Genomic DNA, 19,525 nt, shown 5'->3' on the forward strand with positions numbered 1-19,525 from the left:
ATGCAGCTTCTTGATCGGCCCATAGCTTACCAGCCGTCTTTCGTCGGCTTGGGGGTTGGGGTGACCGGCGCCGTTCTGCTGTCGCAGTTGGTTTACTGGCATAACCGAATGGATGCCGGCTGGTTCTACAAAACCCAGAAAGAGATCCGCGATGAAACAGGCCTTACGCGTGAGGAACAGGAAACGGCACGCCGTCGCCTTATCTCCGCCGGGGTGCTTGAAGAGGATCGCCGTGGTGTACCAGCAAAGCTCTATTTTCGGGTTAAAGCCGATGCTCTTGAGTTGCTTCTTCTGAAGAAAATCAAAGAGAAAACCCAGAATGCTGGAAACCCTCATTCCAGTATGCGGGAATCCCGCATTCAAGAGTGCGGTAATGCCTCAGACAAGAATGCGGAAAACCCTCAGACAAGTATGCGGGAAAGCAGCGCGCCAGATTGCGGGAATCCCGCAGACATTCATACAGGAGATTACACAGAGATTACTTCAGAGACTACAGCAGAGATAAAACCTGTACGTCTGCCGGCTGCGCCGACAGACCAGCCGCAAGAGGATTCTTTGAAAATCGATTGCGACGAAGTGCTTCGCATCTTCCGCGCCACGCTGCCAGAACTTCCTGACGTCTTGAAAATGACCGACGGGCGCCGCAAGGCACTGCGCAAGCTCTGGAAGGACTACGAGATGGACATGGAGCGCTGGGGCGCTTACCTGCGGTACATCTCGAAAAAATGCCGCTGGATGCTGGAAGACCGCCCAGACACGAACAGCGGCAAGACCTGGCGCAAAAAGGACTTCGACTACCTGATCACTGAGAAATGCTACCTGAAGGTCAAGGAAGAGCGGGCTGATGACCTCCCGAAAGTACAGCGCCAGGATAGTGCCGCCCGCGAAGAGGCCTATGTCCGTCTTGTATCCCAGCGCCAGCAGCCACGGAACGAGATTGAGAGGCTTGCGAAGGAGATGGCCGGATCCCTTGGCCGCATGACCGATTACGACGCCCGCCGAGCATGGACGGGGATTTGGGCTCAGGCAGTTGCCAAGGCCAGCGAGAACGATTTAGCGAGGATTGCCTGATGAGAGCGATAGTAAAAGCAGCGGTACAGCGTGATCTGGGTATTGTGCTGATCCCAGTTACTGAAGAGATGGCGTTTCACATGAACGGGCGCCTGATGATTTCAACAATTCCTCGTAAATTTGTGGACACGCCAGAAGGGGTTCTGCCGCCGGTGGAGCATGAGATCGCCAGCGACCCGCGGCTGCAGGCTTTCTTCCAGCACGAGCGCGTCATAAACGCCTGCGGCGGGATTAACGCAATCGAAGCCTGGGCTACGCAGTTCACCAAGTGCCAGTACAACAAACACGATCGGCCTTCGACGATTCTGGACACTGAGCGAGTGGGGCATTCCGCCGTTCGCATTTGCCCCCAGTGTTACAAACAAAGCTGTGGCTCATCGCCGAAGCTGGAAAAAATTGCAGCTCGTAATACTGCTCGCTGGATAGCTGAGACGGCAAAGCACCGCTTGAAGTCGGAAGGCCCGTTAACCATTCCTGAGCTGCTGCTGTGGTCGATGCTGGCCGGGGTATTCGATCTGATCCCCGAAGAGGTAGCGCGCACGGTGACAGATAGGCCGGAACCAAAGGTAATCAGCGGCACCCGAAGGGAGTCCGACATGGATTGTCTGCCGGCGGTTAAAGAGCTCATCGCTAAGCAGGCGGTCAAGTGCTTCACCGTAGACCCGGCGCCACAAAAGGCCTTCATGCTGCGGCCAAAGCTCACCCGCGTTGAGGACAGCAAATATACGCGCTGGGTTAAGACTCGTCCTTGCTGCGGATGCGGCGGCCGAGCTGATGACCCTCATCACATCATCGGCCACGGTCTGGGCGGAATGGGAACCAAGCCCAGCGACTACCTGACAATCCCGCTGTGTCGTACTTGTCACCGCAAACTGCATGACGACCCTGCAGCTTGGGAAGCGGAACATGGTAGCCAAACCGATTTGCTGGCGCAGTTCCTGGATTATTCCATTGGCATCGGGGCGATCGCATGAAAACGTACCCGATCACGCCAATACCTAAGCCACGCATGACACAAAAAGACCGGTGGGCCAAGCGCCCGCCAGTTCTCCGCTATCGGGCATTCTGCGACGAGGTGAAATTGAATCGAATCTTGCTGCCTGAGAGCGGATATCACGTGACGTTTGTTTTACCCATGCCTGAGAGCTGGAGCAAGAAGAAACGCGCTGAGATGGCCGGGAAACCGCATCAGCAGAAGCCAGATGCAGACAACTTACTAAAAGCTCTTATGGACGCAATCTACTATGAAGATTGTGCCGTTTGGGATGTCCGCGTAACCAAACGCTGGGGAAATGCCGGCGAGATAATCATCAAGGAAATTATATGAGAGATATCCAGTTGGTATTAGAGCGTTGGGGTCAATGGGCGAAAGATAACAGCGGCGTGGACTACTCTCCGATCGCTGCAGGGTTTAAGGGGCTTCTGCCTAACACTAGCAAGAGTAAGCCTTCATGCTGCGATAATGATGGCCTGATTGTTGATGGCGCCGTGGGTAGATTGAAGAAGGTGCGCGACGAAAGAGAGCTTGGAGTAATCATGCTGCACTACCGATACGGGGTGTCAAAGTCGGAGATAGCCCGTAGATGGAAGGTTTCAGAAGGGAACATAAGGCAGAAGCTGATGATGGCAGAAAGCTTTATAGAAGGCTGTTTGGCTATGACCGGGGCGACGCTTGAGATGGACGCTTGGACAAGCAGATCAGAAATTTCTGCTGTCGCGTAAATTTCCGCTTTTCGTTACGAATTTTACTGGCTATTGTGATAAGAGTGGTTACGCAGTGACGTAGCTTATCTCAACTAAAAACCTCGCCAGTGCGGTTTTTTTGTGGAAAAAAATACGCCTCTACGTTAGTCTTACCTAAATGGTAATGGATAAGATTGGTTTTTTCTCAACCAGTTGAAAAACCTAAATAAAATGGCTGAATTTGCGTTAATCAATCCACAAATACTTTCCTGGGCAAGGGCGAGAGCTCAGATGTCTGAGGATGCTTTGTCCGCAGGTATTGGGGTTAAAGTAGAAAAAGTAATCAGTTGGGAGGATGGTAATGCTAATCCTACTTTTGCGCAGGCACAAAAATTAGCCAATAAATTGCATATTCCGTTTGCGTACTTTTTCCTTGCACAACCACCTGTTGAGCCAATACCTATACCTGACTTAAGAACGGTCCGAAACTTTGAACTTCAAAATGCTAGCATAGATATGCTTGATACCATTCGCTCTGTTATTCGTAAACAAGAGTGGTATAGGGACTACTTGATCGATCAGGATGCACAGCCACTAAATTTCATTGGTACGGTTAAGCTAAGTGATCACCCAGTAAATGTAGCGAACGACATACGTAACGTATTGGGGCTAAATGATCTCAATCCAAGAGGACTTACTTGGGAAGAGTACCAGCGAAAAATTGTGGAGTCTGCGGAAGAAGCTGGTATTCTTGTGATGAGAAGCGGGATCGTAGGGAATAACACCCATCGCCCTTTGAACGTCGAAGAGTTTAGAGGTTTTGCAATTAGTGATCCTTACGCACCTGTTGTATTCGTTAATCTAACAGATGCTCCTGCTGCTAGATTGTTTACCTTGTTGCATGAAATTGCACATCTTTGGATCGGTTCTAGCGGAATATCTACAGCCAGTACTCATGAGGATCGCAAAGAAGAGCGATTCTGTAATGCCGTCGCTGGTGAGTTTCTTGCATCTGAAAGGGTGATGCATATTCATTGGGATAAAGATAAATCTCTCAGTCAGAACGCGGTTGATCTAGCAAAAATGCTCCATGTTAGCCGTTATGTTATTGCCCGCAGAGCTTATGATCTTGGTTTTATTGATGTGCATGCCTACAATGAGTACTATCAAGAATTAATGGCAGAGTTTCGAGCCAAAGAAGGTGGCGGCGGAAATTTCTATGCTATAGCCCAGAACAAGAATAGTGTACGCTTCAGCAAAGCCATACTTAACGAGACGCTAAGTGGTAGGGTATTGTTAAGAGATGCTGGTAGATTGTTGGGCATGGCCCCGGCAAAGCTTAGGAAATATGCAACGGAAATAGACGCATGACGTACCTGATTGATGCCAACGTGTTAATAGAGGCAAAAAACAAGTATTATCATATGGATTTTTGCCCTGCATTTTGGGATTGGTTGTTACGTTGTTCTGCTGGTGGGAAGATATTCAGCATAAAAAATGTTTATGATGAATTAATAAGCGGTAACGATGAGCTTAAGGACTGGGCTTTACGGAACCGCGATCTATTCTTACCAGTAAGTGATAAACAAACACAAACTAATCTAGCAACTATCGTTCAACATGTTGCTCAACAACAAGTTTCAGCACCTATGTCTGTTGGTGCAATGGATGAGTTTTTACGAGGGGCTGATACATGGTTAATTGCTAAGGCAATGACAATGGGCGGTACAATAGTTACGCATGAGAGACTTGATGTACGGTGTAAAAAAAAGTTTCTGATCCCTAACGTTTGTGCGCAATTTAATGTTCCTTATATTAATACCTTCGATCTACTATTAGCTTTGAATGCATCATTTATATTAGCTGCTTAACTGATTAAACCAATTAACTTTTAGAGCCCTAGCGCAACCGCTGGGGCTTTTGCATTTCAGCCCCAGTCAATGGACGACACACACGGTACACCCTCTAACCGACAGCGTTTACGGCTGGTGGCTATCCCTATGGGTATGTGAAACAAAAAGACCCCGCTCGGAGCCTCATCTATGGCATCAACGAAAGCATGACCGACGGTGAACCAACCAGTAAGGCGAACAAGATGACGCTGCCAATGGCGACAGCTGCTGCTAAGTCTTTTTTCATATCATTATCCCCGATTAATGTATTGGTATTACTGCGAACTCTGTCGGTTCGATGTTTCTTCTAATCGCCAGGGCTAATCTGGATAAGATGCCCGCGTGTGCGGGCTAGAGAAGCCATTCTGGTGTTTCAAGTGTTACAAAGTCCATATAAGAGATTGCTAACTCTATATGACATTTTCAACTTAGGACTATTCCGAAGTGGGGGCAAGTTTTACGAGGAAGTAATACATCCTTTTAGGACAAACCTCAGAAAAAAACCCGCACAGCGGCGGGTTGAAAGGATGATTGCTACATGATTTTTGTGTAAACGATGAGGTGCTGTGTGTGTCGTCTTTTGGCGACACTACAACAATGCTTTTAAGCGGGCAAGCCGATTTCCCAAAAAGTAAGAAAATTCTGTAATTCGGCGTTATACCGAGTAGATAACGTAATTCCAGTATGTTTTTAGACAATCTTACGGGTGTTCATAAACACAAGTATGTGATTGAATAGAATGATAATGTTGTCATGTTTCTGATGAATGCTACTCATCAGACGGAGGTACTCACTTGATACTCGTTATCTAATCCCCCCGGATTATGTGAGTACCTCTCTCGATGGGATGCTGCACTAATCGGAGCGCAACGGAAAGAGTGCTTGAGTCCTTTAACGGGCGATCGGCACAGCAATAGTACTCTTTTCGTTGTGGTGAATTGCAGTCCTCCGAGACAAGCCGAAGATAAGCACCGGCCGCCACGACACCCTGCCAAGCCTCAGCCTAATTGCTGGGGCTTTTCGTTTTCGCCTCCTTGCTAAATCAGTCAATCACACTGCAAACATATCCTGATCTTGAGTGACTAGGCGGGAGGCTAAACCATTCCTATCACCCGGTACCGGGACAGATCCCCGGAAGGGGGAGGTATGAAGATGGACAAATACAGCTCCCAGCTCTCGTACTGGGTTGCTTCACTGTTGGCCGCAGCTGGCGCCATGACATTGCAAGATTGGGCTGTATTAGTGGGGATCCTCGTTGCCGTTTTTACGGCGGGGGTGAACTGGTATTACAAACGCAAATTGGTCAACAAACTCACAGCCGTCGGTTATGACAAAGAGCGAGCAAAAGCAGCCTATAAAGCGATGAGCGAGTGATGCCATGAACTCACAATTGAGAAATAAAATCGTCGCTGCCATAACCGGTGGCGGCGGGGCGATTGCGATCGCCACTGCAATGCTCGGCGGCCACGATGGGTTAGAGGGGCGGCGGTATGTGGCCTATCGCGACGTCGTCGGCGTTCTGACGGTCTGCGATGGACATACCGGCGCTGATATTATCCTCGGCAAGCGATACAGCGACGCAGAATGCGATGCGCTGTTGAAATCTGACTTGCAGAAAGTCGCACGGATTGTCGATCCCGCGATCAAGGTGAAAACCACGGAAACCCAGCGCGCCGCTATTTACTCGTTTTCGTACAACGTCGGCCCGTATGCGTTTATCGGCTCCACGATGCTGAAAAAATTGAATGCCGGCGACCCGGCCGGTGCGTGCGGTGAACTGAAGCGCTGGAAGTATGCCGGTGGCAAAGAGTGGAAAGGGCTGATCACCCGGCGTGAGGTCGAAAACACTGTCTGCGCCTGGGCCCAATCATGAATGATTGGATGAGCAAGATCGCCGGCGGTAGCATGGTGCTTCTGTTGCTGGTGGCTATCTTTCTTAGCGGTTACAGCTCGCTGTTGTCGTACCGGTTGCAGCTGGCACGCCAGCAGGCTGCAGAACAGCAGAAGACGCTGGCGCAGCAGTCAGGACTGATCTCAGCCCTGCAAGCACAAGACCGGAAGAACAGAGCCTTGGCTGCGGAGCAACGACAAAGAGAGCAGCTACTACGCCAGCGCGAAGAAACCTACCAGAGGAAATTGCGTGATGCACTTAAAGGCAGTAAATGTGGGAATAGTCCTATGCCTGCCGCTGTTGTTGAGCTCCTGCAGCAAAACGCCACTGGCACCCCAGCAAATCGTCCTGTTACCCCCTGAATCAGTATTCACTCCATGCGAGCAGCCTAGCCTACAAGGCGACACCTGGGGCGACGCGGTGAGTTACACGCTAAAACTACAAACAGCGCTCAATATCTGCGCAGGACAAGTGGAAACACTTCAAAAGTGGAGGTCAGTTATCCACAATGGCGAACGCTTGAAGTAAAACGTAATTTGGATATTATCTTACTGTTAGCCCACGGAAAGTTCATGGAGGTCTGTTTGACCCAGTTTTTGGACTTCCCCTTAAGCAGCCGCTGATCGTTACGTCAGGGTTCCTGAGCCAGGGGTAACAGAATAGAGAGGATAGTGAGCAGGGAGGATTTCCGAGGTAGGCGACTATCTCGAGGCTTTAATACCCGCGTCTGGGACGTTGGAGTTGCCTCCCGCCTTGTCTGTAACGGGGCAAGGTTAATACATGAAAAGCCAAGGGGCTCAGGTGACGCTGCCATTCTCGAACCCCACGCTGGCCACGGTGTCAGTAGGGATACTTGGAAATGATGGTAATCCGCAATTAGCTTGGCCTGCCTTTCACCTACACCAACCGCCTACGGGCGGTTTTTTATTGCCTATCACAGAGCAGCTTTACGAGGCTGCTGCGTGATGAAGAATTCCCCCGACAAGGAATAAGACTGTGTTACCTAGCAGGAGGTGATCACGTCTTGGCAGCCGGAAAGACGGAAGTGGCGAGGCAACTCCGCGAGGAGTGGCTGATGCTGCGGTTATTTTGGGAGCGGGAATTTGCGTTTGATGAGATGACATGCGATGTAAGCGAGCTGTGTAAGCAGCTTGAATAAAGCGGCTACAGCCAGATAAAACTCTGGTGGATAGTTCATAAAACCTCCTAGTAACGTTATGTGCTCTTATAGGGAACCCAATCACAGCGGAATTGCTGTGTTCTATTGTGTCGGCTATTGCCTATAGTCGGGGTTTACCGCTGTTAGGCGTTATGCCTATAGTGAGTGGTTAATGCTTACATGCAGTTGGGAGCTGGCGTATCATCCTCTTAATCAGGAGGGTTTCATGTCATACAATCTCGGCAATCTGCCAAAAGAAGAAATGGACAAGGTGAACGTAGACCTTGCGGCCTCTGGCGTGGCGTACAAAGAGCGCATGAACATGCCGATCGTACCGGCGCAGGTGGAGGCGGAGCAGCCTGAGCATCTGCGCGAGCTTTTCCGCGAGCGCCTGCAGCATTACCGCAGCCAGAGCCACAAATTCCCAGGACCAAACGACCCGCGCTATCAGCAGATGGCAGAGGCCAACGGCAAGAAAATATGAACACGACAAATAGAAAATGGTTTGTCTCTTATGAGATAGAAAGAAGAGATATGGCAATTAAATTGCATACCTTTATTGATGGGGAAGATGCAGAGGACGCATTAAGTCGTTGGTTACAGAATAAGGCTGAGCGGCTGGGTATAGAAATCGAAAGGATTAACGTAATTTCGATGAGTAAAGTATAAGGTTTTCATTATCTTAAAAAACCCACTTCAGTGGGTTTTTTTATTGGGAGAAATCATGGCTAAAACAGCACAGGAAGAGAGCCATGATAGGCGGCCATACCCACCGCTACGGTTTATCGAAGACCATCAGCTAACGCCATACATTGGCCTGGTTCCTGCAAATGAAGTGCATGAGTGGATGAAGCGTCAAATTATCGACGAAGCCGGCAGCCTGTTTAATCCAGACCACGGACACCTTGCAGACGCCGATCTACGCTTCATGTGGGCATCGTCCGCGTTTGAGAAGAAAGGACGCTATGTGCTCGGCCAAGCTGAAGAGGTGGCGATGCGCGCCGGCGGCTGGCAGAAGGCCAGGATGGAACAGCAGATGCATGAGTGGTTCGGCGAGGTGCCGAAATTCATCATCACGCTGGCTGCCGACTACTGCTCACAGTGTTCTGATGCTGAGTTCTGCGCCCTGGTTGAGCATGAGCTGTACCACATAGCGCAGGCGACTGACGATTTCGGCGCACCAAAATTCAACAAGAAAGGCCAGCCGGTGCTGAAGCTGCGCGGCCACGACGTCGAAGAGTTCGTTGGCGTAGTTCGCCGGTATGGCGCCAGCGTGGAAGTTCAAGAACTGGTTGATGCGGCCAACAGGCCTGCGGAGGTGGCACAACTAAACATTGCCAGGGCGTGCGGTAACTGCATGTTGAGGCTGGCGTAAAGCTGTATTCAGATTGTCATGGAGGTGACCAATGGCAGCATTATCGACAGAGGTTAAAGCCTTCATTGTTCAATCACTTGCATGTTTCGAGTCGCCAACAAAAGTCATTGAGCTTGTAAAGGCTGAATATGGCATCAATGTCTCACGGCAGCAGGTGTCACAATACACGCCCGGCAACGCAATGGCGTCCAAGTTGAGCCAGAAGTGGATCGGCCTGTTCAATGCCACTCGTAAACGATTCCAGAATGAGATCGCCGACATCCCGATCGCAAACAAAGCATACCGGTTGCGCGTTCTTGACCGAATGGCGACCAATGCTGAAAAGATGAAGAACTTCGGTATGACCTCGCAACTTATCGAGCAGGCAGCCAAAGAAATGGGTGACGCCTATACCAATCGCCAGAAAGTAGAGCACACAAGTCCTGATGGCAGCATGACCCCGAAACCTACCATCATCCAGTTACTGCCCGTTGAGCCGAAAGCATGAGTGAAGCCGTTCAACTACCGATCCCAGCAAAGCTAGCTCCCCTGTTCACCGTAATGGATAAGCGCTATCGCTGCTCACACGGTGGCCGCGGTAGTGCTAAGACACGCACTTTTGCCATGATGACGGCAGTTAAAGCCTATCAGGCGATGATGAATGGCGAAGCTGGAGTGATCTTGTGTGCTCGTGAGTTCATGAACTCACTGGAAGAGTCGAGCATGCAGGAGGTTAAGCAGGCGATCCTATCTGTGCCATGGTTAGCAGCCAACTTCGATATTGGTGAGAAGTACATCCGAACCATCGATAAGAGCGTGAATTATGTGTTCTGTGGTCTGCGGCATAACCTCGATAGCATCAAGTCGAAGGCGCGGATTTTGCTTTGCTGGGTTGATGAGGCTGAATCAGTCAGCGAAATTGCCTGGCAGAAGCTGAGCCCTACCGTTCGTGAGGAAGGCTCAGAGATTTGGGTGACGTGGAACCCAGAGCGCGACGGTAGCGCCACTGATAAGCGTTTTCGCAAAGAGGCTGGCGATGACTGCATTACCGTTGAGATGAACTACACGGATAATCCCTGGTTCCCCGATGTGCTGGAAGGTGAACGGCTGAACGATGAGCGCCGTCTTGACCCGGCAACATACGCATGGGTATGGGAAGGGGCTTACCTCGAAAACTCGGATAAGCAGGTACTGGCCGGCAAATATCGGATTGCTGAATTTTCCGACAACCTCTGGAAAGAGGCGGAGCGCCTGTTCTTCGGTGCCGACTTCGGTTTCGCTAAAGACCCGAATACGTTGGTGCGTTCATTCATTCTGCATAACCGCCTTTACATCGAATATGAGGCATATGGTCAGCATACCGAACTTGACCACATGCCTGAGCTGTACGACACCATCCCCGGTGTGCGTGACTGGCCCATTAAGGCCGACTCAGCGCGCCCGGAGACAATCAGTTATCTCAAGAGACAGGGATTCAATATTTCAGCTGCTGAAAAGTGGCAGGGAAGCGTTGAGGACGGGATCGCCCATTTCCGTGGCTTTGACGAAATAATCATTCATCCTCGCTGCAAGAACGTGGCGCGCGAGGCACGGCTCTGGTCTTACAAAACTGACCGTATCACCGGTGAAGTGTTACCAAAACTGGCAGATGGCAATGAGCACTGTTGGGATGGGATACGTTACAGCTTGGATGGACATATCAAACGCAAATCTCAGGCCGTCGGGATGCTGATCCCTAAGCGACTTCGGTAAACCCTTCCAAACGGAAACCACATGAACAAAAATCTCCAACTGGCCGTCAACCACGCGTTGAACGACGCCAGGATTGAGCGTGCTCGTATGGCGATGCTTGGGCCATCTATGGGCCTGGATAATAAACGCGGCTCCGCATGGTGCGAATACGGCTTTCCTGAGCAGATCACTTACGACAACCTTTATTCACTGTATCGCCGCGGTGGTATTGCGCATGGCGCCGTGGAAAAGCTGGTGGGCAAATGCTGGCAGACCAACCCGGAGATCATCGAGGGTGATAAGGCCGACGAGAAGCGCACGGAAACTGCCTGGGAGAAAAAACTCAAACCGGTATTCACGAACCGGTTATGGCGCGCTTTTGCAGAGGCTGACCGCCGGCGGCTTGTCGGGCGTTACTCTGGCATTTTGCTGCACATCCGCGACAACAAACCATGGAATACCGAAGTAACCAGAGGCCGAGGGCTCGAAAAAGTCACGGTAGCCTGGGCTGGTTCACTAAACGTGAGCGAGTGGGATATCGGGCTTAACTCGCAAACATACGGCCAGCCGAAGATGTGGCAATACACAGAGCGGCTTTCAAATGGCTCCACGCGCCGTGTCGAAATTCATCCAGACCGAATTTTTATCCTCGGAGATTACACCGACGACGCTATCGGGTTCCTTGAGCCAGCATACAACGCATTCGTCAGCCTGGAAAAAGTAGAGGGCGGTTCCGGTGAGTCATTCCTGAAGAACGCAGCGCGGCAGTTGGCGCTTAGCTTCGACAAAGAGATCGACTTCGGCAGTTTGGCGTCTATGTATGACGTCAGCGTTGACGAATTGCAGGACAAGTTCAACGAAGCCGCGCGCGAGATGAACCGCGGCAATGATGTGCTGATGAGCCTGCAGGGCGCCGCTGTTACCTCCCTTGTTTCCCCTGTGTCTGACCCAAGTCCAACCTATGCCGTGAACCTGCAGACGGCTTCTGCCGGCGTTGATATTCCTTCGCGGATACTGGTAGGCAACCAACAGGCTGAGCGCTCAAGCACCGAAGACCAGAAGTACATGAACGGCCGCTGCCAGAGTCGCCGCGGTGATCTGTCGTTCGAAATTGAGGACTTCTGCGACAAGCTGATCGACCTGAGAATTATCGATTCTGTCGGCCAGAAAACGGTTATCTGGGACGATCTCAATCAACAGACTCGAGCTGAGCGCCTGGCGGACTCCAAGGCCATGGCAGAGGTGAACAAGGCTATGGTTGAAAGCGGTGATACGGCGCCATTCAGCGGCGAGGAAATACGCACTGCTGCAGGATTCGAAACTGAAGGCGGCGACCCGCTTGGAGAGGCAGGGGATGACGACGAAACCTAAGCCTCCAATCCTGCCGAGCAACATTAAAGATCCCACAGGAGTTGATAAGTTAGAGCGTGGCGCCATGCGTGAGTTTGCAAAGCGCATGAAGCTGATAACGAAAGGCTATGTCGACATCCTCAACCGCATCCCCGCCGAACCTGTCGTAAACGAGCGCTACACCTTCCGTCTTGAGCAGGGGCTTCTGTCGATGCTGTTGCAGAACGGTGAAGCGCTGGTGGAAGAAATTCTGCTGGAGGGCGGGGAGTTCAATCTGTGGTTCTTTGGCCGCTATGTGTCCGTGGCTTACCAGCGAGGAACGGCGCAGGAGTATTACAACCTCTCTCAGCAATCCTCCGCTTATGCCGCCGGCCAGCAGGATGTTCCCAGAATCTTGTTGAGTGAGCCCTATCAGCTGCGGCTGATTCTGGTCAGAGCGCGTGAATTCGAAGAGATGAAAGGGCTCAGCGCTCAGGTTAAGAGCGATATGGCGCGAATTCTGACGGATGGTATTGCCAGGGGGCTCAACCCGCGTGAGGTAGCCAAAAACCTCAATGAGCAAACCGGCATTGAAACCCGACGCGCGAATCGCATTGCCAGGACTGAGATCACGACCGCACTGCGGCGCGCGCGGTGGGATGAAGCTCAGGATGCGCAAGATCGCTATGGCATCAAAACAAAGCTGCTTCACATCTCTGCGTTAAGCCCTACCACCCGAGCAACGCACGCCGCCAGGCATGCTCACCTATACACGCAGGATGAAGTTAGGGAGTGGTACACGAAGAATGGCAACGCCATCAACTGCAAATGCTCGCAGCTTTCCGTGCTGGTGGATGACAAGGGGAACCCTCTCACTCCTTCGATCATCGACAAGGCCAAGCAGACGTTCAACGACATGAAGGAGAGAGGCTACAAATGGGCAGAGGGTTAATCCATGAAAGTTCAAGTTAACGTCACTACGAAGGTCAACAGCCAGGCAATTCGCCGGGAGTCATACAACGGCCGCGAGCATCTTGTTTTGCCGAGCTACACACTGCCGGCAAACGTGGTAATGAATGATGGGCTGTATACGGCCAGCGAAATCGATGCTCACTATCAAGGCCTGGAAGGCACGCTGGCACCTTTGGGGCATCCTCAGCTAAATGGCGCATTCATCTCTGCCTTTTCTCCTGAAGGTATCAACCAGGGCCATATCGGTGCCTGGAATCGCAATGTGAAGAAATCGGGCAACCGAATCTACCTGGAGAAGTGGGTTGATACCCAGATCGCTAACCAGAGCGAGGGAGGTAGGGAGCTTATCTCCCGCGTAGAGGCCATTGAGCGCGGCGAAGATGTTCCACCTATTCACACCAGCGTTGCGGTGTTTCTCGACCAGCTTGAGCCCAATGAGCAACAGAAGGCCACAGGTGCCAAGTGGGTGGCGAAGATTCACGGCATGGATCATGACGCAATCTTGCTGCATGAAGTGGGCGCAGCGACGCCTGAGCAGGGTGTTGGGCTGATGGTTAACGCTGACCTTGCTACGCCGTTAAAGGCCAACTCTGGCGCGCTGATTGGCGAATCCTACCGGGATCGTGAGCAACGCCTAGACCGCGCTGCAAAAGATAAATTTGCTCCCGGCGAAAATGAATATGCCTGGGTGGCAGACTTCACCGACTCACAGGTTGTGATCATCCGCAACGGCGGCGCTGCCCAGGTTTATGGCTACACATCGGAGGGCGGAAAAATCACCTTTGATGAAACCGGCACGCCGGTTGCGCGTCAGGAATCCTGGGTGACGGTCGTCGCCAACAAAGTTAAATCCCTTTTCAATCCGCAGGAACAACCTGCAACCAACCACCAAACGGAGGGCGACATGCCTTTAACCACTGAAGAGAAACAAGAGCTGATCACTGAAATCGGCAAAGGCCTGGCCGCCAACTTCGCCGAGGCGCTCAAGCCTATCACCGATAAAGTTGATGCGCTGCAGGCCAACCATAACCAACTGGCCGAAACCTTAACCGCCAACTCCCGCGCAGAAGAGAAAACCAAGCGTGAAGCGGTGGCGAAAGTTCACGGCGAAATCGTGGCAAACGCGCTGCAAGGCGAAGCGCTGGAAGCGATGTTTAAAACGCTGGGCGAATCGGCGCCGCTGGCAGGTAACTCAGGCCAGCATCAGCAAGAATCCGGCGCACCCGCCGCAGATGCATACTTCAAATAAGGGGGCTATCCAATGCCACGTTATCGTCGCGTAAACATCGACGGAAAGTCGCTGTATAAGACCGAAACCCGCACCACTGCCGCGGCACTTCTGCCAGGCACTGCTGCAGTCATCAACGCCAGCGATGAATTCGCTCAGGCTACCGCGCTAAATGGCCGGATCTACATCATCGACGTTGCCTACCATCAAGGGCTGAAAATCACCGAGGCGGTTCCTGCTGGCGACTCTGCTGTAGGCAACTACGTGGAAGAAGGCCGTGAATTGGCGCTGCTCTGCGTACCTGGCACGTACAAGAAAGACAGCCCGATCAAGCTTGGCGCTGACGGCCAATTCACCCTGGCAACTGCTGACACTGATTCAGTGATCGGTTACAGCCAGGACGAAGCCACCATCGCCGCCGGCGCTTCCGATTTCATCCGCGTGCGTATGCGCGTTGGCACTGTCGCCGCTGGCGCTTAAAAGAAGGATAAACGCACATGTATTTCTCCAAAGAGACATTGGCTGCTAATAGCCGCCTCGGCGGTCACTGGAATGAGCTGTGGGCGAACCGCAATATGTGGAACGCCAACCATAACGCCATGATCGCCGCAAACCGTGCGCATATGACGCCTGAAATGCTGGCGTGTAATGCGGTAGGTGGTTTCGCTCGCGAATTCTGGGCTGAAATCGATAACCAGATCCTGCAGTTGCGCGACCAGGAAGACGGTATGGAAATCATCAATGATTTGATGGGTGTCCAGACTATTCTTTCTGTTGGTAAAACTGCAAAACTCTATAACGTTGTTGGTGATATTGCTGATGATGTCTCAGTAAGCATTGACGGCCAGGCGCCGTTCTCATTCGATCACACTGAATATGATAGCGACGGTGACCCGATCCCTGTATTCACTGCAGGTTATGGGGTTAATTGGCGTCACGCTGCCGGCCTTAATTCCGTGGGTGTTGATCTGGTTCTGGATTCTCAGTCTGCTAAGTTGCGTAAAGTCAATAAGCGCCGGGTGGCTTATTACCTTGGCGGTGATGAAAAAATTCAGGTTCAGGGCTATCCGGCTCAAGGACTAAAGAATCACCGCAACAGCAAAAAGCTCAACTTGGGGGCTGGTGCTGGCGGCGCTAACATCGACCTGACCACAGCGACGATGACTCAATTGTTCGAGTTCTTCGGCAAGGGGGCTTTCGGTACGTTAGCTCGCGTTAACAAAGTTTCGCAGTATGACGTGATGTGGGTATCCCCAGAAATCTGGGCTAACCTGGCTCAGCCATACGTGGTCAACGGTGTAGTGAGCGGTAATGTATTGCAAGCGGTAATGCCATTCGCGCCGGTGAAAGAAATTCGCCAGACGTTCGCACTGAAAGACAACGAGTTCATTGCGTACGTTCGCCGCAAAGATGTGGTCTCCCCACTGGTTGGCATGGCTCAGGGCGTTATTCCTTTGCCGCGCCCAATGCCGAACGTTAACTACAACTTCCAGATCATGTCTGCTGAAGGTCTGCAAATCACTGCGGACGATCAGGGGCTTTCCGGTGTTGTCTACGGCGCCAATCTGGCGTAAGGGGGAAGCATGGCTAAATACGAAGTTATTCGCCCATGGAATGGCGTAGAGATCGGGGATGTGTTGGAACTGGAAAAGCTTCACCCAGCGCTGAAATCTAACGTTCGGTTGATGCGTGGCGCGGCCGGCGGTGAACTGACCCCGGCCACCCCGGATGCCGGCAACGAAGCAAAGTCGCGCAAGGATGCTATCAAGGCGCGGCTCACTGATCTGGGGATTGAGTTCAAAGGCAACCTCGGCGAAGAAAAGCTCGCTGAACTGTTGCCGGAAGGCGAGCTCGAAAATCTGTTCCCTGCTGAATAACAGCCGCCGCCAAGGCGGTTTTTTTATGCCCCGTTCCGGCGGGGTATCTTCTTACAGGAATCAGCCATGGTGACTAAAGAAAAGGCCAAAGAATATCTGGAGTCACAGGGTATCACTTTGCCTGATTTCGTCCTGGATGCGCTGGTGGAGCAGGTGAACAGCATTCAGGAATGTCTGGATGCTAATTACCCAGCATCAACAGCGTTACTCATCCAACTCTATCTTCTCGGGCTCATGGGATTAGGCCAGGGTGATAAATACATCAGCTCTCAAACGGCGCCAAGCGGAGCATCGCGTTCGTTCCGCTATCAGTCATTTAGCGATCGCTGGAAGGGTGCGCTGAACCTGCTGCGCGGGCTGGACAAAAAAGGGTGCGCTACAGGCCTGATTCCACCTGACCCAACAAACAAGGCTTTTGCCGGTGTTTGGATCGGCAAGGGTGGCTGCATGTGCGGTGGTGGTTGATGGCATGGATACCTGTCACCGAACGATTACCAAAGCCTTTTGAGCGCGTCTGGGTGAAGACTGATACGGCCAGGCAAACCACGGGATTCGTTAACGACCGCGGTGAGTGGAAATTTAATTGCCCGAAAATCGCGGCAGAACGGCCTGCGGTGATTAGCTGGAGAGAATGACATGTCATCAATAGCCAACTGGTCATACACGGCTGAGGCCACCATCTGGCGCAATCTTGGCAATAGCGAAGCGGGCGATCCTCTTGGCTGGGCTCCGCCTGAAATTATCATGTGCGATTACCAGGGCGGACTCTCGGCGAAGCTGAACAATATCGGTTCGGAAATAACCGTTAAAAACACTGTGTGGACTGAATTCACCGAAGCAAAGAAAGGCGACTATCTGCTTATCGGCGCGTCTACCATGGTAGACCCGATCGCCGCGGGTGCCGATGAGGTGGTACAGGTGATCCGCGATGCTGATACGTTTGAACGCCTGGCGGAGGATATAGTCATTCTGACGGGAGCATAGCGATGGGCGTAAAAATAAAAGGCATCAAAGAGGCCCAGCGGCGCCTTGATTCCGTGGTTGAGGATGCCAGGACGAGAAAGGCGGTCAGGGCTATCAAAACAGCGCTGTTTATCATCGGAAATGAAGCTGCCCTGATGACCCCAATAGGTAAAACCTCGGTACTGCTTAACTCGCAATACCAGGACACCCCCGCAGTGAATGGAACACGCATCACTGGGCGTATCGGGTATTCGGCCAACTATGCGGTCTATGTTCATAACGCCAGTGGCATCCTAAAAGGGCTGCCGCGTCCTAAGTCGCAAGGTGGCGGTAATTATTGGGATCCATCTGGTGAACCTAAATTCCTCACCAAGGCCGCAGATAAAACCCGCCGGCAGGTGGACGAGATAATCAGGAAGGAGATGATGCTGTGACACCTCCAATGTATCTCCGCCTACGAAATCTTTTCGAGAGTGCAGGCCTAACCGCGGGGCTCATCATCCAAACGCTGATGTGGAACGACACGGGCAAGTTATCCGATGCTTTCATCGTGTTCCGTCCTGGCGGTGGTTCAGATATTCAATACGACCGCGGCGGAGATTTCTTCGTAATGGTCGATGTTGTCGGGGCCAAAGGGAAGAACGCAGAAGCAGATGCATCGGCGAACAAAATCGCCGACTACATTAGCGGCCAACAGGGCGCTGATAGCTGTGTTGGCGCCATGCGTCTTCTCGGAGGTTATCCAGCGCCAATCTCATCGGCAGAGGGACGATTAATCTACCGGCTTTTAGTCTGCTGCACCTACGGCGAATAACGCACATATCTATCCATCAGGCTGCCTCTGGGCGGCCTTTTTTATTTGAAGAGGTAACACATGCAAGGTTGTGCAAATGATACCGGCAAGCTGATCGGTAAAGTCGCGGTGCTACGTATGGCTTTCGGCTGTGCTGACACGCTGCCGGCACTGAGTGACTGGAAGCGCCTCGGCGCGCTGACCACCAAGGGCTTCGACTTCTCGCCAAACTCCGTGACGTCTGAAGCGGACGATGCGAAAGGGCTTGTGGAGAACCTGGTAACCAATATGGACTTCACCATTTCCGGTGAAGGTGAATTCCGCCGCAAAGACAAAACCACTGAGATCGGCGCGCTCAACATCTCCAAGTACATTTTCGATGAAGTGCAGGCTGGCCGGCAGCCGTCGATTTGGGTTCGATTCGATTTCGTCGGCGAAGATTCCGGCACCTACATCATGGGCTACTTCAACACTACATCGTGGTCTGGTGATTTTGGCACGAGCGACATCTCCACTTTCTCCGGCGAGTGGAAAGTTGCTGATGCCGATACTGTCGTGTTTGAAGTCGCCTCGGATGTACCGGTTACCGGTGTGACAGTGGCGCCAGCAACAGCAAGCATTGCTGTAGGGGCTACTCAACAGCTTACCGCCACCGTGGCGCCGGCTGATGCAAGCGACAAAACCGGCACCTGGTCATCCTCGGCAACCGGTAAGGCTACCGTCAATCAGTCAGGTCTCGTTACTGGCGTTTCTGCCGGCGCAGCCACAATCACGTTTACCACCAACGATGGCGCCAAAACATCAACCAGCGCGATCACTGTGACCGCATAGCAAATGGTCGGGAAACCGACCGTCGATCTGACAAAGACTAGCCCTGCTCATGCGGGGCTTTTTTGTACCTGAAATACATCGCGCACCGCACGCGCAGTAATCAAACCAAGAACCTTTCAGGATGACCCTTGAGGAACCGGCTGGCTGTCGGAGCCTTCTTGGGGCCGTTTCCTGTGCGACAAGGTTCATCACTAAAAGGTAATCCGAATGAACTATCCAACCGTGGCAGTAAATGGCGTCTCCGTTCGTGTTGATGAAGAAGGTCGCTATAACCTTAATGACCTGCATGCCGCTGCTGTCTCCAATGGAGATGCAACGGAAAACCAGAGACCAAGCCAGTTTATGCGAAGCCGACAGGTTCGTAACTTTGTCGATACTTTGAGCAGAGTGCAAAAATGCACGGCGGTGCAAACGATTAATGGCGGGCTACATCATGGTGTATGGGCGCTAGAGCTTGTGGCAATCCGCTATGCGGCGTGGCTCAGTGCAGAATTTGAGATTCGTGTTTACCAGACTTTTCAAGCATTGGTCAGAAAAGGTTTTGATGCCATGTCGCGTCTGAACAAAATAGACCACATCATCAAGACCGAATCTAAGGAAATAAGCCAGTGCGCCAGCCAAATGGCGAAGTGGGGTGTCGGCGGTCGAAAACGCCTCCTTCACACTGCCCGAGAACGTATTGCTGATGAAGTGCAGATGTACCTTCCTGGCTTTTGACTGAAGATTGGCAGGGATGCCATCGTTTTGAGGT

27 protein-coding genes are annotated in these 19,525 nt (G+C 52.0%); all 27 read left to right on the plus strand.

Going from position 1 to position 19,525, the window contains the following annotated elements:
• The 27 genes from WFM45_RS06515 to WFM45_RS06645 all read left to right on the plus strand — a co-directional run bounded on the left by WFM45_RS06515 (position 1) and on the right by WFM45_RS06645 (position 19,491).
• Positions 1-1,071 carry a hypothetical protein gene (locus tag WFM45_RS06515; protein WP_336954934.1) on the plus strand — a complete coding sequence of 357 codons (1,071 nt, stop codon included), beginning with the start codon at positions 1-3 and terminating at the stop codon, positions 1,069-1,071.
• Positions 1,071-2,045 carry a DUF968 domain-containing protein gene (locus WFM45_RS06520; protein WP_336954935.1) on the plus strand — a complete coding sequence of 325 codons (975 nt, stop codon included), beginning with the start codon at positions 1,071-1,073 and terminating at the stop codon, positions 2,043-2,045. Before WFM45_RS06515 ends, WFM45_RS06520 begins: the two co-directional genes overlap by 1 nt.
• The gene (locus WFM45_RS06525; protein ID WP_336954936.1) at positions 2,042-2,398 is read left to right on the plus strand and encodes a RusA family crossover junction endodeoxyribonuclease; all 357 of its coding nucleotides are present in this window, start codon (positions 2,042-2,044) and stop codon (positions 2,396-2,398) included. Before WFM45_RS06520 ends, WFM45_RS06525 begins: the two co-directional genes overlap by 4 nt.
• Positions 2,395-2,793, plus strand: coding sequence for an antiterminator Q family protein (locus tag WFM45_RS06530; protein WP_060706489.1), 399 nt, complete (start codon positions 2,395-2,397; stop codon positions 2,791-2,793). Before WFM45_RS06525 ends, WFM45_RS06530 begins: the two co-directional genes overlap by 4 nt.
• 252 nt (positions 2,794-3,045) lie before the next feature.
• Positions 3,046-4,125, plus strand: a complete 1,080-nt coding sequence (locus tag WFM45_RS06535) for an XRE family transcriptional regulator (RefSeq protein ID WP_250601961.1) — start codon at positions 3,046-3,048, stop codon at positions 4,123-4,125.
• Positions 4,122-4,625 carry a DUF4411 family protein gene (locus WFM45_RS06540; RefSeq protein WP_336954937.1) on the plus strand — a complete coding sequence of 168 codons (504 nt, stop codon included), beginning with the start codon at positions 4,122-4,124 and terminating at the stop codon, positions 4,623-4,625. The genes WFM45_RS06535 and WFM45_RS06540 overlap by 4 nt, the downstream gene beginning before the upstream one ends.
• A 1,167-nt stretch (positions 4,626-5,792) precedes the next feature.
• A complete protein-coding gene (locus tag WFM45_RS06545; RefSeq protein ID WP_060424656.1) occupies positions 5,793-6,020 on the plus strand; it encodes an HP1 family phage holin in 228 nt (75 codons plus the stop codon).
• A 4-nt stretch (positions 6,021-6,024) separates the two neighbouring features.
• On the plus strand, positions 6,025-6,519 hold the full coding sequence (locus tag WFM45_RS06550; protein WP_336954938.1) for a lysozyme: 495 nt from the start codon (positions 6,025-6,027) through the stop codon (positions 6,517-6,519).
• Positions 6,516-6,899: a hypothetical protein gene (locus WFM45_RS06555; RefSeq protein WP_336954939.1), complete on the plus strand. Its 384-nt coding sequence runs from the start codon at positions 6,516-6,518 to the stop codon at positions 6,897-6,899. Before WFM45_RS06550 ends, WFM45_RS06555 begins: the two co-directional genes overlap by 4 nt.
• The gene (gene lysC / locus WFM45_RS06560) at positions 6,790-7,065 is read left to right on the plus strand and encodes an Rz1-like lysis system protein LysC (protein ID WP_336954940.1); all 276 of its coding nucleotides are present in this window, start codon (positions 6,790-6,792) and stop codon (positions 7,063-7,065) included. The genes WFM45_RS06555 and lysC overlap by 110 nt, the downstream gene beginning before the upstream one ends.
• 857 nt (positions 7,066-7,922) lie before the next feature.
• The gene (locus WFM45_RS06565; RefSeq protein ID WP_336954941.1) at positions 7,923-8,180 is read left to right on the plus strand and encodes a DNA polymerase III subunit theta; all 258 of its coding nucleotides are present in this window, start codon (positions 7,923-7,925) and stop codon (positions 8,178-8,180) included.
• Positions 8,177-8,365, plus strand: coding sequence for a hypothetical protein (locus tag WFM45_RS06570; RefSeq protein ID WP_336954942.1), 189 nt, complete (start codon positions 8,177-8,179; stop codon positions 8,363-8,365). Before WFM45_RS06565 ends, WFM45_RS06570 begins: the two co-directional genes overlap by 4 nt.
• 55 nt (positions 8,366-8,420) lie before the next feature.
• Positions 8,421-9,071, plus strand: coding sequence for a putative metallopeptidase (locus tag WFM45_RS06575; RefSeq protein WP_336954943.1), 651 nt, complete (start codon positions 8,421-8,423; stop codon positions 9,069-9,071).
• Between the two features lie 31 nt (positions 9,072-9,102).
• The gene (locus WFM45_RS06580; protein WP_336954944.1) at positions 9,103-9,558 is read left to right on the plus strand and encodes a DUF2280 domain-containing protein; all 456 of its coding nucleotides are present in this window, start codon (positions 9,103-9,105) and stop codon (positions 9,556-9,558) included.
• Positions 9,555-10,802 (plus strand): PBSX family phage terminase large subunit, encoded by a 1,248-nt coding sequence (locus WFM45_RS06585; protein WP_336954945.1) that lies wholly within the window; start codon positions 9,555-9,557, stop codon positions 10,800-10,802. The genes WFM45_RS06580 and WFM45_RS06585 overlap by 4 nt, the downstream gene beginning before the upstream one ends.
• 21 nt (positions 10,803-10,823) lie before the next feature.
• Positions 10,824-12,152 carry an anti-CBASS protein Acb1 family protein gene (locus tag WFM45_RS06590; protein WP_336954946.1) on the plus strand — a complete coding sequence of 443 codons (1,329 nt, stop codon included), beginning with the start codon at positions 10,824-10,826 and terminating at the stop codon, positions 12,150-12,152.
• Complete coding sequence (locus WFM45_RS06595; RefSeq protein ID WP_336954947.1) at positions 12,136-13,062, plus strand: phage minor head protein; 927 nt, start codon at positions 12,136-12,138, stop codon at positions 13,060-13,062. The genes WFM45_RS06590 and WFM45_RS06595 overlap by 17 nt, the downstream gene beginning before the upstream one ends.
• Before the next feature lie 3 nt (positions 13,063-13,065).
• Positions 13,066-14,331, plus strand: coding sequence for a hypothetical protein (locus WFM45_RS06600; protein WP_336954948.1), 1,266 nt, complete (start codon positions 13,066-13,068; stop codon positions 14,329-14,331).
• Positions 14,332-14,343: 12 nt separating this feature from the next.
• On the plus strand, positions 14,344-14,790 hold the full coding sequence (locus WFM45_RS06605; protein WP_336954949.1) for a gp53 minor capsid family protein: 447 nt from the start codon (positions 14,344-14,346) through the stop codon (positions 14,788-14,790).
• Between the two features lie 17 nt (positions 14,791-14,807).
• A complete protein-coding gene (locus tag WFM45_RS06610) occupies positions 14,808-15,884 on the plus strand; it encodes a major capsid protein (protein ID WP_336954950.1) in 1,077 nt (358 codons plus the stop codon).
• 9 nt (positions 15,885-15,893) lie between these two features.
• Positions 15,894-16,187, plus strand: a complete 294-nt coding sequence (locus tag WFM45_RS06615; protein ID WP_336954951.1) for a hypothetical protein — start codon at positions 15,894-15,896, stop codon at positions 16,185-16,187.
• A 66-nt stretch (positions 16,188-16,253) separates the two neighbouring features.
• Positions 16,254-16,652 carry a DUF7370 family protein gene (locus tag WFM45_RS06620; protein ID WP_197803591.1) on the plus strand — a complete coding sequence of 133 codons (399 nt, stop codon included), beginning with the start codon at positions 16,254-16,256 and terminating at the stop codon, positions 16,650-16,652.
• Between the two features lie 171 nt (positions 16,653-16,823).
• Complete coding sequence (locus WFM45_RS06625) at positions 16,824-17,171, plus strand: hypothetical protein (protein ID WP_336954952.1); 348 nt, start codon at positions 16,824-16,826, stop codon at positions 17,169-17,171.
• A 2-nt stretch (positions 17,172-17,173) separates the two neighbouring features.
• Positions 17,174-17,584: an HK97 gp10 family phage protein gene (locus tag WFM45_RS06630; RefSeq protein ID WP_336954953.1), complete on the plus strand. Its 411-nt coding sequence runs from the start codon at positions 17,174-17,176 to the stop codon at positions 17,582-17,584.
• Positions 17,581-17,964, plus strand: a complete 384-nt coding sequence (locus tag WFM45_RS06635) for a phage tail termination protein (RefSeq protein WP_336954954.1) — start codon at positions 17,581-17,583, stop codon at positions 17,962-17,964. The genes WFM45_RS06630 and WFM45_RS06635 overlap by 4 nt, the downstream gene beginning before the upstream one ends.
• Positions 17,965-18,024: 60 nt before the next feature.
• On the plus strand, positions 18,025-18,774 hold the full coding sequence (locus tag WFM45_RS06640) for an Ig-like domain-containing protein (RefSeq protein ID WP_336954955.1): 750 nt from the start codon (positions 18,025-18,027) through the stop codon (positions 18,772-18,774).
• A gap of 207 nt (positions 18,775-18,981) precedes the next feature.
• The gene (locus WFM45_RS06645) at positions 18,982-19,491 is read left to right on the plus strand and encodes a KilA-N domain-containing protein (RefSeq protein ID WP_060452308.1); all 510 of its coding nucleotides are present in this window, start codon (positions 18,982-18,984) and stop codon (positions 19,489-19,491) included.
• Positions 19,492-19,525: the final 34 nt, after the last annotated feature.

Origin of the sequence: Serratia sp. KG1D, assembly GCF_037150675.1 — a bacterium.
GTDB lineage: Bacteria > Pseudomonadota > Gammaproteobacteria > Enterobacterales > Enterobacteriaceae > Serratia > Serratia nematodiphila.

What these genes read in the sequence shown, in the direction of transcription:
- WFM45_RS06590 (WP_336954946.1), top strand. Translation starts at nt 10,824, where the DNA reads ATGAACAAAAATCTCCAACTGGCCGTCAACCACGCGTTGAACGACGCC.
- WFM45_RS06550 (WP_336954938.1), top strand. Translation starts at nt 6,025, where the DNA reads ATGAACTCACAATTGAGAAATAAAATCGTCGCTGCCATAACCGGTGGC.
- WFM45_RS06605 (WP_336954949.1), top strand. Translation starts at nt 14,344, where the DNA reads ATGCCACGTTATCGTCGCGTAAACATCGACGGAAAGTCGCTGTATAAG.
- WFM45_RS06645 (WP_060452308.1), top strand. Translation starts at nt 18,982, where the DNA reads ATGAACTATCCAACCGTGGCAGTAAATGGCGTCTCCGTTCGTGTTGAT.
- WFM45_RS06585 (WP_336954945.1), top strand. Translation starts at nt 9,555, where the DNA reads ATGAGTGAAGCCGTTCAACTACCGATCCCAGCAAAGCTAGCTCCCCTG.
- WFM45_RS06600 (WP_336954948.1), top strand. Translation starts at nt 13,066, where the DNA reads ATGAAAGTTCAAGTTAACGTCACTACGAAGGTCAACAGCCAGGCAATT.
- WFM45_RS06515 (WP_336954934.1), top strand. Translation starts at nt 1, where the DNA reads ATGCAGCTTCTTGATCGGCCCATAGCTTACCAGCCGTCTTTCGTCGGC.
- WFM45_RS06595 (WP_336954947.1), top strand. Translation starts at nt 12,136, where the DNA reads ATGACGACGAAACCTAAGCCTCCAATCCTGCCGAGCAACATTAAAGAT.
- WFM45_RS06555 (WP_336954939.1), top strand. Translation starts at nt 6,516, where the DNA reads ATGAATGATTGGATGAGCAAGATCGCCGGCGGTAGCATGGTGCTTCTG.
- WFM45_RS06540 (WP_336954937.1), top strand. Translation starts at nt 4,122, where the DNA reads ATGACGTACCTGATTGATGCCAACGTGTTAATAGAGGCAAAAAACAAG.
- WFM45_RS06620 (WP_197803591.1), top strand. Translation starts at nt 16,254, where the DNA reads ATGGTGACTAAAGAAAAGGCCAAAGAATATCTGGAGTCACAGGGTATC.
- WFM45_RS06580 (WP_336954944.1), top strand. Translation starts at nt 9,103, where the DNA reads ATGGCAGCATTATCGACAGAGGTTAAAGCCTTCATTGTTCAATCACTT.
- lysC (WP_336954940.1), top strand. Translation starts at nt 6,790, where the DNA reads ATGCACTTAAAGGCAGTAAATGTGGGAATAGTCCTATGCCTGCCGCTG.
- WFM45_RS06630 (WP_336954953.1), top strand. Translation starts at nt 17,174, where the DNA reads ATGGGCGTAAAAATAAAAGGCATCAAAGAGGCCCAGCGGCGCCTTGAT.
- WFM45_RS06610 (WP_336954950.1), top strand. Translation starts at nt 14,808, where the DNA reads ATGTATTTCTCCAAAGAGACATTGGCTGCTAATAGCCGCCTCGGCGGT.
- WFM45_RS06575 (WP_336954943.1), top strand. Translation starts at nt 8,421, where the DNA reads ATGGCTAAAACAGCACAGGAAGAGAGCCATGATAGGCGGCCATACCCA.
- WFM45_RS06525 (WP_336954936.1), top strand. Translation starts at nt 2,042, where the DNA reads ATGAAAACGTACCCGATCACGCCAATACCTAAGCCACGCATGACACAA.
- WFM45_RS06640 (WP_336954955.1), top strand. Translation starts at nt 18,025, where the DNA reads ATGCAAGGTTGTGCAAATGATACCGGCAAGCTGATCGGTAAAGTCGCG.
- WFM45_RS06570 (WP_336954942.1), top strand. Translation starts at nt 8,177, where the DNA reads ATGAACACGACAAATAGAAAATGGTTTGTCTCTTATGAGATAGAAAGA.
- WFM45_RS06625 (WP_336954952.1), top strand. Translation starts at nt 16,824, where the DNA reads ATGTCATCAATAGCCAACTGGTCATACACGGCTGAGGCCACCATCTGG.
- WFM45_RS06520 (WP_336954935.1), top strand. Translation starts at nt 1,071, where the DNA reads ATGAGAGCGATAGTAAAAGCAGCGGTACAGCGTGATCTGGGTATTGTG.
- WFM45_RS06545 (WP_060424656.1), top strand. Translation starts at nt 5,793, where the DNA reads ATGAAGATGGACAAATACAGCTCCCAGCTCTCGTACTGGGTTGCTTCA.
- WFM45_RS06535 (WP_250601961.1), top strand. Translation starts at nt 3,046, where the DNA reads ATGTCTGAGGATGCTTTGTCCGCAGGTATTGGGGTTAAAGTAGAAAAA.
- WFM45_RS06565 (WP_336954941.1), top strand. Translation starts at nt 7,923, where the DNA reads ATGTCATACAATCTCGGCAATCTGCCAAAAGAAGAAATGGACAAGGTG.
- WFM45_RS06530 (WP_060706489.1), top strand. Translation starts at nt 2,395, where the DNA reads ATGAGAGATATCCAGTTGGTATTAGAGCGTTGGGGTCAATGGGCGAAA.
- WFM45_RS06615 (WP_336954951.1), top strand. Translation starts at nt 15,894, where the DNA reads ATGGCTAAATACGAAGTTATTCGCCCATGGAATGGCGTAGAGATCGGG.